Origin of the sequence: Aeromonas sp. FDAARGOS 1405 (assembly GCF_019048265.1) — a bacterium.
Lineage (GTDB): Bacteria > Pseudomonadota > Gammaproteobacteria > Enterobacterales > Aeromonadaceae > Aeromonas > Aeromonas veronii_A.
This window is the reverse complement of sequence record NZ_CP077311.1, coordinates 2,112,403-2,125,284: the sequence shown is the minus strand read 5'-3', so window position 1 is coordinate 2,125,284 and position 12,882 is coordinate 2,112,403. Positions and strand designations below refer to the sequence as shown.

The following is a 12,882-nucleotide window of genomic DNA, read 5'->3' as shown; positions in this document are numbered from 1 at the left end:
GACATGGCCATCCAGACATCTTAGCATCATCCTCCATGATGACAGAGTAACCCAGTGGAACCTCTGCCCAATTTTCCCGCCTGTAGCGCCCTGTGCTTTAAGGCTGTTAGCACGGAAGAATCCATGATTAAGTTGATCGGTCTCAACAAAGTCTACGGTACAGGCAGTGATGCCGTGCACGCCCTGCGTGATGTGAGTCTGCATGTACCCCAAGGCAAAATTTTCGGGGTGATCGGTGCCTCCGGTGCCGGCAAGAGTACCCTCATTCGTTGTGTCAACCTGCTGGAGCGCCCGACAGAGGGTCAAGTCATCGTTGATGGCCAGGATCTGGTCGCCCTGAGCGAACGGGATCTGACCCAGGCTCGCCGCCAGATCGGGATGATTTTCCAGCACTTCAACCTGCTTGCCTCCCGCACCGTGTTTGCCAACATCGCCTTTCCGCTGGAGCTGGCAGGCTGGAGCAAAGAGAAGATCCAGCAACGGGTTGCCGAGCTGCTGGCGCTGGTCGGGCTGGAAGCCCGTGCCCAGGCCTATCCGTCCGAGCTTTCCGGCGGTCAGAAGCAGCGCGTCGCCATTGCCCGCGCACTGGCTCCGGCCCCCAAGGTACTGCTCTGCGACGAGGCCACCTCGGCCCTCGACCCGCAGACCACCCGCTCGATCCTGACCCTGCTCAAGGAGATCAACGTCAAGCTGGGGCTCACCATCCTGCTCATCACCCACGAGATGGACGTGGTGAAGGGGATCTGTGACGAAGTGGCCATCATCAGCGACGGCCGTCTGATCGAGCAGGGCGAAGTGGCCTGGTTCTTCAGCAATGCCAAAACCCAGCTGGCACGTGACTTCATCCACTCTACCATCCATCTGGAGGTACCGCAGGAGTATCAGGATCGGATGAGCAGCGAGCGGGTGCCGGGTAGCTACCCGCTGGTGAAGCTTGGCTTTACCGGCAGCACGGTCGACACGCCGCTGATCTCCGAGGCGAGCCGCCGTTTCAATATCGACATCAGCATTCTGAGCGCGGACATCGAGTACGCCGGTGGCGTCAAATTCGGTTTCCTGCTGGCCGAGCTGTTCGGGGATGAAGCCCAGTGCGAGGCCACCCAGCAGTTCCTTATCGACAACCACATTCAGCTGGAGGTAATGGGTTATGTCCGAAGCCATGATTAATCTGCTCATCACGGCCCTGGGCGACACCCTGATCATGGTGTTTGCCTCCGCCCTGTTCGGCTGCCTGCTGGGTCTGCCGCTCGGCGTGGCACTGCACGTGACCAAGGCGGGCCAGATCCTGGCCAACCCCTTGCTCAACCGTACTCTGGGTATGGTGGTCAACGTGGGTCGCTCGGTGCCCTTTATTATCCTGCTGGTCGCCATCATTCCGCTAACCCGGCTGATTGTCGGCACCAGTATCGGCACCATCGCCGCCATCGTGCCGCTGACTGTCGGCTGCATCCCTTTCATCGCCCGTCTGGTGGAAGGGGCCCTGATGGAAGTGCCGGACGGCCTGCTGGAAGCGGCCAAGGCCATGGGCGCCAAGCCGCTGCAAATAATCACCAAGGTGCTGCTGCCCGAGGCTCTGCCCGGCATCCTCAACAGCGTCACCATTACCCTCGTCACTCTGGTGAACTACTCGGCCATGGCCGGGGCCATCGGTGGCGGTGGTCTGGGGGATGTGGGTATTCGTTATGGTTATCAGCGCTTTGACCCGACCGTCATGCTGGTGACCGTGGTTATCCTGGTAGTACTGGTTCAACTTATCCAGAGCGCGGGTGAGCGCCTGGTCAACAAATGTGATCATCGTTAATCGTCGATTTCTGACAGGAGGTTTTATGAAATTTGGCATCAAATCCGTTGCGGCTGCCCTGCTGGCTGGTCTGGTTCTGGCCGGTTGCGGTCAAAAAGAAGAGAGCAAGGTTCTGAAAGTGGGCGCTATTGCCGGCCCGGAGACCGAACTGGTTGAAGTGGCTGCCAAGGTAGCCAAAGAGAAATACGGTCTGACAGTCGAGGTGGTCAACTTCTCCGACTACGTCACCCCGAACGTGGCGCTGAACGATGGCAGCATCGACGTCAACGCTTTCCAGCACAAACCCTATCTGGATGCACAGGTACGTGATCGCGGCTTCAAGCTGGTGCCGGTTGGCAACACCTTCGTCTACCCGATCGCCGGTTACTCCAAGAAGATCAAGGCGCTGAGCGAGCTGCAAGATGGCGCCCAGATCGCGGTACCGAACGATCCAACCAACCTGGGCCGCTCCCTGATCCTGCTGGCCAAACAGGGTCTGATCACCCTGAAGGATGGCGCCGGTCTGGAAGCAACCGTGCTGGATATCGCCAGCAACCCGCGCAACTTCAAGATTGTCGAGCTGGAAGCAGCCCAGCTGCCCCGTTCGCTGGAAGATGTGGATCTGGCTATCATCAACAACACCTTCGCCGGCCAGATTGGTCTGACCCCGACTGAAAACGGCCTGTTTGTTGAAGACAAAGAGTCCCCCTACGTCAACCTGATCGTCGCCCGCGACAACAACAAGGATGACGAGAAGGTCAAACAGTTCGTACAAGCTTTCCAGACCGATGATGTCTACAAGAAAGGTCTCGAGCTGTTCAAAGGCGGCCTGGTAAAAGGTTGGTAATTGCTCACTCGGCAAAAAAGGCCACGCAATGCGTGGCCTTTTTTATTGGCGCCGCTATCATATCCGCGAGCACGGCAACACGAACATACTCATAACATGAAAAAATGGTATCTGGCCTACTGCAAGCCAAAAGAAGAGGCCCGCGCCCGCGCCCACCTCGATGCCCAGGGTATCGAATCCTATTACCCCATGGTGGAGATCGAGAAGCTGCGCCGGGGCAAGCGAGTTCCGGTACGGGAACCCATGTTCCCCAACTATCTGTTTATCTTTGTCGATTTGGAAGAGGTAACACCGGTCACCCTGAAATCGACCCGCGGCATCAGCCGGATCATCCACTTTGGCAGTGAATGGACCCCCATCAGCAGCAAGCTGGTCTATCAGCTGATGAGTCGCGATGACAGCGATGAGGCGAGAGCCAGCTACGCTAACCTGCCCTGCTCGGGCGACAAGGTGCTGATTGAAGAGGGGCCGCTTGCCGGCTTCGAAGCCATCTATATGGAGCCGGATGGAGAGAAACGGGCGATTTTGCTGGTCAGCCTGCTCAACCGGGAGACCACCAGCAGCTTCGACAACCACACCTTCAGGCGTCTGGACTAAACCCACGGGCCAGACGGCCCGGTGCATGGCAATAGCAATGGCGGGATACTCCCGCCATCTCACGCATCAAGATCAAAGCGGGCGATGACCGCCTTCAGCTTGCCGGTATCGCCAGCCAGTCTGGCTACGATCTCCTCCCCCTGCTGACTGCGCTGACAGGATTGCCGACTAAGCCCGGCAATGTCGTCGACCGTCCCGGATACCTCGGCGGCCACCCGCGACTGCTGCTCGGTTGCCACCGAAATGGCCTCCAGCTGGCCCGACAGCGACCGCACCAGCTGGTTCATGGCACTCAGGGTATCGGTCACCAATCCGACTGCATCCCGCCCTTGCTCTACCAACCGGGTGCCGCTGCTGACGGTGCTCACCGTCTGGCGAGTCTGCTGGGAGATGGCCACAATAGTCTGGCTGATCTCGGCGGTGGATTGATGGGTGCGGGTCGCCAGCTGGCGCACCTCGTCGGCCACCACCGCAAAACCGCGTCCCTGCTCACCTGCCCGCGCCGCCTCGATCGCCGCATTGAGGGCCAGCAAGTTGGTCTGCTCCGCTATCGTGGCGATCACCTCGGTGATCTGCCCAACTTGTTCGCTCTGATGTGCCAGCAGCCCCATGGCCTCGTTGGCCTGCCCAATCATGGCCGCAATCTGCTGCATGGCGTCGGTCATCCGCGCCAGCGCGGCCTCTCCCTGACGAGTCTGGTGTTGCACCTGCTGGGCGCCACCTGCCGCGGCGGCGATATGGCCGGCCACATCCCGGGCGCTGACCGACATCTGATCGATAGCCGCCGCCACCGCATCGACCCGCTGATCCTGCTCCGTCAGATCCGCCACTATGGCTCTGGTGGTGCTGCCCACATCGAGACAGGCCACCTCGACCTGCCCCACTGCCCCCTGCAACTCCCCGACCAGATGATGTAACTGGGCAGACATCCGGTTGATGGAACCAGTCAATTCTCCCAACTCATCCTGCCCCGTGATGGGCAGGGGATCGGCCGCCAGTCGGCCATCCGCAACCTGTCCTGCCCTGGTCACCAAGCTGGCAATGTCACGGGTCAGACGACGACTGAAGAGCCAGGCGACTACCATACCAAGCACAATGGCGCTGCCGGTAGCCAACAGCAGTGTCTGGTTGATGGCACTCCCGGCACGAGTCATTTGCGCCGAAATCTGATCCACCTCGGCACGGGTTTTCCCCACCTGCTGGACCAGCTGCTCGCTGAGGTTGGACTGCATCGGTTCGATGTCGGTGGCCATCAGGTAATTGGCCTGATCCCAATCCGGTGCCTGGCGCTTCTCGATCACCTGCTCAACCAGCTCGGAGAAGGGACTCGCCATCTCTTCAAACAGCTGCCAGAGGCCGCGCTGGGTCTCGGTAAAGAGCGCGGCTTGCTGTTTCACCTCAGCCACCCGCTGCTGATGGAACTGGTAGTAATCCTGATATTTGCTGCGGTATTCGGGATCGCCGGAGATGAGAAAATCCCGCAGGGCAGAGAGTGCGTTGGCGAGGCTGTTATAGGCATCCCCCACCTGTTTGAGCAGCATGCGGCGATCCCCTGTGAGCTGCTCCTGCGGGGTTGCGACCTCCTCATTGGCAAAGGATTGCAGCTGATCGAGCGCCGCCTCCGCCAGTGGCCCAGCCTCCTGCAGCATCAGGGTGTGAGCGGGCAGATTCTCTTCACTCTGGGCGATGGTCCACACTTTCTCCTGATGGCTTTTGAAGGTCTCGAGAGACTTGGCGAGCGCCTGACTGAACGTCTGATGGGCAATCGCCTGCCAGGCCGAGTCCCACTCCTGCTTGAGGCGAGAAGCCTGAACCGGATCCTTGCCGAGGATCAGATAGCCACGCAGGGCTGAAACAGTGGCAACCAGCGCCTTCTGACTCGCCTCATCCCGCTGCAGGGCGGGCAGCGCCTGCTCCAGCAGGGTGTGTTGGGCCTGATTGATCTGGGTCAGCCGGTAATAGACCAGCGTGGAGGAGAGCAGGATCAGCAGGTTGATAAAACCGAAGCTGAGCAGCAACTTGTTTGAAATTTTCATGAACATCCTTGTTCAAACGGAGGATCCAGCCAACAGAATCAGATAGATATCAGTGTAGGCAATCTATCCTGCCAAGTTCGATTCCATGTTTGCAACTCACTGCGTGGCATAGGTCTGGCAGAGAAGAACCCCTGGCAAACATCGCAACCCAGCGTTGCCAGCAACCGCCAGGTCTGCTCATCCTCCACCCCTTCAGCCACCGACTTGAGGCCCAACTTCCGTGCCAGCTCGATGCTGGACTCGATAATTGCCAGACGGGAGGGGTCTTCAAAACAGCGATCGACAAAGGATCTGTCCAGCTTCAATTCGGTAAAGGGCAGAAGCGCCAATTGCTGCATGGAGGAGTAGCCGGTACCGAAGTCATCAATGGAGAGACCAAAGCCGTGCATCCGCAGCCGGGTCAGCACCTCCAGCGACTTGCCCAGATCCTGCACAAAGGCGCTCTCGGTCACCTCCAGGGTGATAAGCTCGGGGTTGATACTCCAGCGTTGACACTGATTGATTAGGGAGTTGCACAGATCGCCCTCGATCAGCGAGGTGGTGGAGAGGTTCATCGACAGATTCAGTGAGAGCCCGGTCTCTTCCCACAAGTGGCCATCACTGAGAGATTTGCCGATGATCACCTCAGTCAACTGATCGATCAGGCCGTTGTGCTCCGCCAGCGGAATAAAGCGCCCCGGGGAGATTAGGCCATACTCCGGGTGCTGCCAACGGGCCAGCGCCTCCATTCCGACCCACTCGCCGGAGGCAAAGCTCACCTTGGGCTGATACCAGGGCAACAGTTGATCCTGCTCGAGCGCCCGACGCAACTCATCCAGCCCGATTCTGTGTCCCTCTTCCTCACTGGCAGGCTCCTCCTGGGGTGACCATGCATCGATCAGTTGCTTGAGCTGCTGCTGGGTAGATGGTTTCTCTATGCGGCCGAGCACCTGCAAGCCATAGGCAGCACTCATTCGCAACACGGCTTCCACCACATCGTCTTCAAGGGCACTAGAGAGAATTATCCCTCCCCGAAAACCGCCCAGTGACAGGCGGCGCAGCAGCGCCATGCCATCCATACCCGGCATCCGCAGATCGCAAAACAGGATATCGACGGCGTGTTGCTGGCTCAGTGCCAGCGCCTCGGCACCATCGGCCGCCTCCAGCAGATTCTGGAATCCCAGGCTGCGGACCTGGTGCAGCAGCGCCTTGCGCTGAAATCCATGGTCTTCCACGACCATAATGACTAACTCATGTTGTGCTTTTTTCATCGAGCCATAATCCAATGTCGTGGGCGATCGCCGTCATCAATAGCTGCACCTTGCCGGTGAGCTCCTCCAGTTCATCAAACTGTTTCAATCTGGCAGCCGACTCCAGCCTGGCTGCCTGGCTGGCCAGCTCCTGTAGTCCGACCATGCGGGCCGCGCCCTTGATCCGGTGGGCAGTCTCTACCAATGCACCGAAGTCGTGGCAAACCAAAGCGGCCTTCATATGAGCTCCATCCTGACGATTGGAGTCGAGATATTCCGCCGCCATCACCCGCGCCGTCGGCTCATCGCCAAACAGGGTCAACCAGCGTTCTGCCTGAACGGCCAGTCCGTCATCAATCGCCGCCCCCACAGCACTACCCGCGGTTACCGACTCGGCAAGCCAGTGTGCCAACAGCTGGCGCAGGGTATCCAGCGGGTAGGGCTTGAACAGCATATCGCTCATGCCCGCCTCCACCATACGAGCATGGGCCTCTTCCGAGGTATCTGCTGTTACCCCGATAATGGGCGCCGTCACCCCCGCAGCCCGCAGCGCCTTGGTCAGGGCATAGCCATCCATCACCGGCATGTGGCAATCGGTCAGTAACAAGGAGAATGACTGCCCCTGCCAGGCCCGCAACGCCTTCTCGCCATCCTCTACCACTTGGGCTTCGATCCCGAGGATCGCCAGTTGTCGTGCCAGCAGGGCACGATTGACCGGATGATCATCGGCCACCAGTACCCGTCCTCCCAGCTTGTCAGCCAGCGCAGGCAAGGCAGGAACAACCTGCTCTTGCAGCAACTCGAGGCAACTTTCCAGCAGCAGATCCGGATAGAGAGGGGAGAGCCCCAACCGCCACCACTGCTGACCGCCAACACGGCCACGCAGGGCCTCGTTCGGTGACGCAATTATTCCTCTCAATGCAACATGTTGTAACCAGCCCTGCCACTCACTGCCAAGAGCTTGCTCCAACCACTGCTGGTCAGCCAGCAGCAATCCTTCCAGTGAGCGGTTGAGCTGGCCGGCATCCAGATGCTTGAGCCTGGCCCCCAACCGCAGCATGGCCGACTCGAGATTGGCATCGGCGCTAAAAAACCACCATTCGGTGCCAGTCAGCGGGGGCGCATCCCATTGAGGATGGGCCAGCGGCACAGTAAAGCGGAAACGGGAGCCCTCTCCCGCCTTGCTGGTCAGGGTCAGTTCGCCGCCCATTTTGCGCACCAGCTGATCACAGATCGCCAGCCCCAGACCTGTTCCACCAAAGCGGCGGTTGATATCGGACTCAACCTGCTCAAACGGGGTAAATAACAATGCCTGTTTCTCTTCGGCAATCCCGATGCCGGTATCACGGATGCTGATGGCAAGATGCTCGCGCAGGTAGCTGACCCGGATAGAGACTGCCCCCTGCTCGGTAAACTTTACCGCATTGTTGAGCAGGTTGGAGATCACCTGGCCGACCCGAACCCCATCGATATCGGCCCAATCCGGCACATGCTGACCCCACTCCAGCGTCACGTTAAGCCCTTTGTTATGGGCAAGGGTGGCGTGACCACGAATCGCATCGCAGATCACCGTCTGCAACCGGCTGACCTGACAATGCAGTTGCAATTGACCTGCTTCGATCTTGGAAAAATCGAGAATATCGTTGACCAGATAGAGCAGGTTGTTAGTCGAGGTGACAACATTGCGCACCATGTAACGCTGATCGTCGTTGAGCTCGCTCATTTGCAGCAACTCAAGCATGCCATGCATACCGGAAATAGGGGTACGCAACTCGTGGCTCATGGTGGCCAGAAAGCGGCTACGTGCCTGCATCGCCTGCTCGGCATAGGCGCGCGCCTCGCGCAGTTCATGTTCCTGCTGTTTGAGGGCCGTGATGTCCTGAATAACGCCGTTGAGGATCAGAGCTTGCTGCTCCTGACGTACAAAATTGCCACGAACTTGCAGATAGCGATCTCCCTCAGGACGCTCCACCTTGACTTCCAGATCGAGGGGAGCCAGCGTCTCGGCATGATTGGCCACCTTGCTGACAAACTCCTGCAGCGCCTGTTCGGTAAAGCCAAATACCGCACCACCCGATTCAGCGTTAAATAAATCCTGATGAGATACCCCCAGGATTTCACTGGCCCCCTGAGAAGCGTAAAGAAAACGCCCCTTCCCCGGTCCCTGCCACAGATATTGATAGACGACGCCAGGCATGCTGTCGGTGATCTGTGTGAGGCGAGTTTCTGCCTGACGGGCACGCTCCTCCGCCGCCTTGATCCGGCTGACATCGGTCAGCACAGTCAACACCCCCAGCATATTGCCATCGGGGTCCCGGTAAGGGCGCTTGGCATAGATCACATGAAAAGGGGTACCATCAGCACGCAAGCTGTTGCCAGCCCCCTCCAGCTCCTGCCCGCTTTGCCACACCCGGCGATCTTCTTCAAGCACGCTCTCGCGCAAGTGCTCTGGAATGCCTTGCAGGTCGTCGAGCGCTTCACCATTACCATCAACGAGGAAGGCGTCCCGATAAGCCTTGTTGCAGAGAGTGATCCGCTGCCTGCTATCACGCAATGCCACCATGGTCGGTAACGAATTGAGCAGGGTCTGTACAAACAGCAATTGCTCGTTGAGTTTTCCCTCTGCGATTTTCCGTTGCGCAATCTGGCGACGCAAACTGCGGGCCCAGAGCATCACCAGCAGACCACAGACCAACAAGGCAACACCGCCTAACGCCAGCCACTTGTAGACCAGGCTGTAATCAGATTCGATATTTACCGAGACATTAAGCCAGCGACGTTCCAGCAGCTGCCACTCCTCATCCGTGATGGTCAGCAACAGCTTGTCCATGATCCGCCGCAGCTCGGGCTGCCTGATGTCAATGGCCATGCTGATGGGCACGGAAAACTCGGGAGAACTCAGCACCACCTGATACTTCTCGTTGAACCCCTTCATCGCCTGTTGCCCCAGATTGGTCATTGTCAGCAGCACATACTCGGCTTTTCCCGTGTCAAGCAGGGTGAGCAACTCGGTATCCTTGCCCACTTCGATGACTTTGCCACCGTGGGCCTGTATGAGGGAAGCCTCATAAGAACCGGTCACGCCACCGATCAAACGCCCTTTCAGCTCCGCTAGCGACTTCAGCGGGCGGGCGCCATGGCGAGCCACCACATAGCTATCGAACTTGAGATAGGAAGAGCTGAATGACGCAAATGTCTCGCGATCCCTGAGTGCTGTCATCAAGGGGATCAGATCAACCTTGTGCTGTTTCAGCAGCGCCAGTGACTCTTGCCAGGTGCTGGTGGGTTCCAGTTCAAAGCGGATCCCCGAGCGCAGACTCAACAGTTTCATCAAATCAGCTGCATAGCCGTGCAACACCCCTTCGTCATCGATCTCGCTGATACCGGCAAACGATGGCGCAACGGCAAACCTGACCACCTTGTTCTTCTGCTTCAGCCAAGCCACCTCGTCAGGCTCCAGCAATAAACCCGCTTTGAAGCGATTGTCCTCCTGACTCAGCCTCAATCGGGAATCCGCCACAGGGATCCGCTGGTAAGCCTGCCAGATGCGATCTGTCAGCACCGGGTCATTGGCACTGGTGGCAATAGTTAATGCACTACCGGGAATCCAGTCAGGAATCACAATCCCCATCGACTCTGGCAACCGCTCCATCTCCATGGCAATGATCGGCCCCAGCGCCAGATAAGCATCGGCCGCCCCAAGTTTGACCATATAGGTCGCCTCATCACGACTCTCCAGCTCGGTCACATGGGGCATCTCCAGTCGTGCCAGCTCATTGCAACTGCCAAAACCGCGAATACAGACCCAGCGCAGCTTGCGTGCCTGCTCCAGGGTCAAATGTTGATCAGGGTGGCGCATCAAGATGGCGCGAGCGTAGGATCCCAGATACCCGATATGATTCATCCCCTCGAGCTCGAGAGCATCGAGCTCGACCCCGATCAAGGCATCAACCTGACGGCTGTTCAGCGCAGCATGGGCATCCACATAAGAGTTGTAGGAGACATAACGCAGAGAGACCCCCATTTCTGCCGCAATGCGCGAGGCCAGTTCCTTGAGTGGACCGGCATAGCGCTGATTGGGCAGTTCGTAGAGAAACGGGGGATAACCACCACGGGGCACCCCGACCACCAGCTCTTCATCAGCAGTCTGGTTGCCCGCCAGTGCCTTTCCCAATTGGGGAACAGCAGCAGCAGGGATGCCGGAAAACAGCAGCAACAGGGGAAGAAAAAGCTGACGAAAGAGTGACATGAAGTCTTGTCCTGATGAGTAAAACAGATCGGCCACCATCTCTAATTTTGCCGATCCTGACGGCACAAGGCGAGAAAACATACGCATCTGTCACAAATGGGGCAGAGAGGATAGTGCCGGGACAAAGAAAAGTGAATAAAAAATCAACCTGCAAACACAAAAATGGCAGGCATTCCGCCTGCCACGTCACCACGGGGAGAGCGTTTACCCTCCCCTGTGGATCAGGTTATTCGATTCCCGAGGCGGAAGCCGGTTTGATACTCCCGCTCGCGAACGAGGGAGATCTGACCCTGATATCCTTCCAGCCCGATATCCCTGAGCAGAGCGGGTGACAGATTAACCTGTACGAGACGACGCTCGACCCGGGCAATCCGTCTCTGGACCAGGGATTCAACACTGCGCAGTAAAACCAGTTCGATAGACATGACATTCTCCAGTAGAACATGCGGTTATCCCGGAGAAAGTGGATATCACCCTGCGGGACGAACCGCGGGTGATAAAAAGACAGGGGTTACCTGTTTACGCCACGCGGTAAAAGAGCACGAGATTTCACGCCGCACGCAGTGCCGCGAGAGAATGCAATATTGAGCATCAGATGTTGCATTTTCGTCTCCTTACCGGATAAAAGTTGAACAGGTTGCAGAAGTCTAAAAAATATCCGAATTTAAAACAAGCCTCTTGCGACTCCTTTTTAAACGTTTTTACGGCATTTTATGCTGCCCGAAAAGGAGCTTGGGGTATCAGATCCCCGAGAGCAGCCGGTACTCCTCCAGCACATAGGTATCTGTCATGCCGCTGACATAATCGAGCAGCAGCCGCACCCGGTAATACCACTCCTGCTCATGCAGGCAGGCAAAGCGTGGATCAGGGGTGGCGATCGCCAATCGATAGGCCTTGAGATGGCGGGCCGAAAGGCGGTGATAGAGGCGGCGCGCAAAGAACAGCGCCTGACTCCCCTCCCCGGCCAGCAGGCGAGCAAACTGTGGTGCTGGCAGCGCCAACAGACAGGAATAACTGGTCAGCACCCCGCGCAGCGCCGCATACCCTTCCAGTTCGAGCGCCTCTACTTCGGGTCGCATAAAGACCTGCTCGCGGGCCACCTGTTTGAGGATGTCGAGCACCCGCGCCGCCGGCGCCTGGCCGTGCAGCAGCGCTTGCGGATAGGATCCCTGCAAAATTGCCTGATGTTCGCTGACATAGCTCTGCGCCGCCAGCGCCACCAGATCCCGGGTCAGCTGCTGGCGAAAATGGGGGAAAAAGCCTCGACCACTGGCAAGCGCGTCACCCAGCAAGGTACCCATGTAGTCACTCTGGTCAGCTGCTCGCAGCGCCGCCAGTAATTCACCCTGAGTCAGGATCCGCCTATCCACCGCATCTTCCAGATCGGCGATGCAGTAGGAGATGTCGTCTGCCGCCTCCATGATGTAGACCAGCGGATGGCGACAGCCGGGGGCCAGCCCCAGACTCTGGCCGAGGGCGCGGTAGAGCGGCTGCTCGCTAAAGAAGATACCTCGTTTGCTGCTCCAGCCATGATGCTGGCCATAGCTCACCCCGGGCTGGGGCTGCTGCGGGTATTTGCAGAGTGCCGCCAGTTGTCCGAGCGTCAGGTTGAGCTCGTGCAGGCTGTGCACCAGCCGAAGACTCTGGGCGTTGCCATCAAACAGCTGCAGATCCTGACGTAATTCAGCCCACTGGGCCGAGGGGGGCTGCGCCAGCGCCTGCTGATAGAGGGGATCGAGCATCTCGCCGAGCCACTGGCTCATCACCTGCTCGCCAAAATGGCCAAACGGCGGGTTGCCCACGTCATGAAGCAGGCAGGACATCTCCACCAGATTGATAAAAGCGCCTTCACAGACCATACCTGCAGGCAAGGCAGCCAGAATGCGGCGACTGATCTGGCGGCCAGTCTCCTGTACCTCCAGCGAGTGGGTGAGGCGACTGCGCACCGAGGCCTTCACATCGAGTGGAAAGACCTGGGTCTTCTGCTGCAACCGGCGCACCGGTGCGGCCTGCACGATACGGGCGCGATCCTGCTCGGTCGCCTCCAGCAGCTCCTCATCCCCCCAGGAGTGGATGCGCGCGGGGGTAATCAAACGGCTATACATCTTGCAGCTCCTTGCCAGCAACTTCCCTCAGACTCAAGA

9 protein-coding genes are annotated in these 12,882 nt (G+C 58.5%); 4 read left to right on the top strand and 5 right to left on the bottom strand.

Going from position 1 to position 12,882, the window contains the following annotated elements; genetic code table 11:
* The first annotated feature begins 123 nt into the window (after positions 1-123).
* The 4 genes from metN to rfaH all read left to right on the top strand — a co-directional run bounded on the left by metN (position 124) and on the right by rfaH (position 3,224).
* Positions 124-1,167, top strand: a complete 1,044-nt coding sequence (gene metN / locus I6L35_RS10070; RefSeq protein ID WP_005339067.1) for a methionine ABC transporter ATP-binding protein MetN — start codon at positions 124-126, stop codon at positions 1,165-1,167.
* On the top strand, positions 1,148-1,801 hold the full coding sequence (locus I6L35_RS10065) for a methionine ABC transporter permease (protein ID WP_005339070.1): 654 nt from the start codon (positions 1,148-1,150) through the stop codon (positions 1,799-1,801). Before metN ends, I6L35_RS10065 begins: the two co-directional genes overlap by 20 nt.
* 25 nt (positions 1,802-1,826) lie before the next feature.
* The gene (gene metQ / locus I6L35_RS10060; protein WP_005339072.1) at positions 1,827-2,627 is read left to right on the top strand and encodes a methionine ABC transporter substrate-binding lipoprotein MetQ; all 801 of its coding nucleotides are present in this window, start codon (positions 1,827-1,829) and stop codon (positions 2,625-2,627) included.
* A gap of 96 nt (positions 2,628-2,723) precedes the next feature.
* The gene (gene rfaH / locus I6L35_RS10055) at positions 2,724-3,224 is read left to right on the top strand and encodes a transcription/translation regulatory transformer protein RfaH (RefSeq protein WP_058057235.1); all 501 of its coding nucleotides are present in this window, start codon (positions 2,724-2,726) and stop codon (positions 3,222-3,224) included.
* 59 nt (positions 3,225-3,283) lie between these two features.
* Here the strand turns inward: rfaH and I6L35_RS10050 are convergent, their stop codons facing one another.
* From I6L35_RS10050 to dgt, 5 genes are all read right to left on the bottom strand, one after another.
* Positions 3,284-5,260, bottom strand: coding sequence for a methyl-accepting chemotaxis protein (locus I6L35_RS10050; protein ID WP_216980172.1), 1,977 nt, complete (start codon positions 5,258-5,260; stop codon positions 3,284-3,286).
* A 38-nt stretch (positions 5,261-5,298) separates the two neighbouring features.
* Positions 5,299-6,510 (bottom strand): EAL domain-containing protein, encoded by a 1,212-nt coding sequence (locus tag I6L35_RS10045; RefSeq protein ID WP_216980171.1) that lies wholly within the window; start codon positions 6,508-6,510, stop codon positions 5,299-5,301.
* A complete protein-coding gene (locus I6L35_RS10040) occupies positions 6,491-10,738 on the bottom strand; it encodes a transporter substrate-binding domain-containing protein (protein ID WP_216980170.1) in 4,248 nt (1,415 codons plus the stop codon). The genes I6L35_RS10045 and I6L35_RS10040 overlap by 20 nt, the downstream gene beginning before the upstream one ends.
* 221 nt (positions 10,739-10,959) lie before the next feature.
* On the bottom strand, positions 10,960-11,163 hold the full coding sequence (locus I6L35_RS10035; RefSeq protein ID WP_042059910.1) for a hypothetical protein: 204 nt from the start codon (positions 11,161-11,163) through the stop codon (positions 10,960-10,962).
* Positions 11,164-11,478: 315 nt separating this feature from the next.
* On the bottom strand, positions 11,479-12,843 hold the full coding sequence (gene dgt / locus I6L35_RS10030) for a dGTPase (protein WP_216980169.1): 1,365 nt from the start codon (positions 12,841-12,843) through the stop codon (positions 11,479-11,481).
* Positions 12,844-12,882: the final 39 nt, after the last annotated feature.

Coding starts and splice junctions, on each gene's coding strand:
- I6L35_RS10045 (WP_216980171.1), bottom strand. CDS start 6,510: ATGAAAAAAGCACAACATGAGTTAGTCATTATGGTCGTGGAAGACCAT.
- I6L35_RS10035 (WP_042059910.1), bottom strand. CDS start 11,163: ATGTCTATCGAACTGGTTTTACTGCGCAGTGTTGAATCCCTGGTCCAG.
- I6L35_RS10050 (WP_216980172.1), bottom strand. CDS start 5,260: ATGAAAATTTCAAACAAGTTGCTGCTCAGCTTCGGTTTTATCAACCTG.
- metN (WP_005339067.1), top strand. CDS start 124: ATGATTAAGTTGATCGGTCTCAACAAAGTCTACGGTACAGGCAGTGAT.
- I6L35_RS10065 (WP_005339070.1), top strand. CDS start 1,148: ATGTCCGAAGCCATGATTAATCTGCTCATCACGGCCCTGGGCGACACC.
- dgt (WP_216980169.1), bottom strand. CDS start 12,843: ATGTATAGCCGTTTGATTACCCCCGCGCGCATCCACTCCTGGGGGGAT.
- I6L35_RS10040 (WP_216980170.1), bottom strand. CDS start 10,738: ATGTCACTCTTTCGTCAGCTTTTTCTTCCCCTGTTGCTGCTGTTTTCC.
- rfaH (WP_058057235.1), top strand. CDS start 2,724: ATGAAAAAATGGTATCTGGCCTACTGCAAGCCAAAAGAAGAGGCCCGC.
- metQ (WP_005339072.1), top strand. CDS start 1,827: ATGAAATTTGGCATCAAATCCGTTGCGGCTGCCCTGCTGGCTGGTCTG.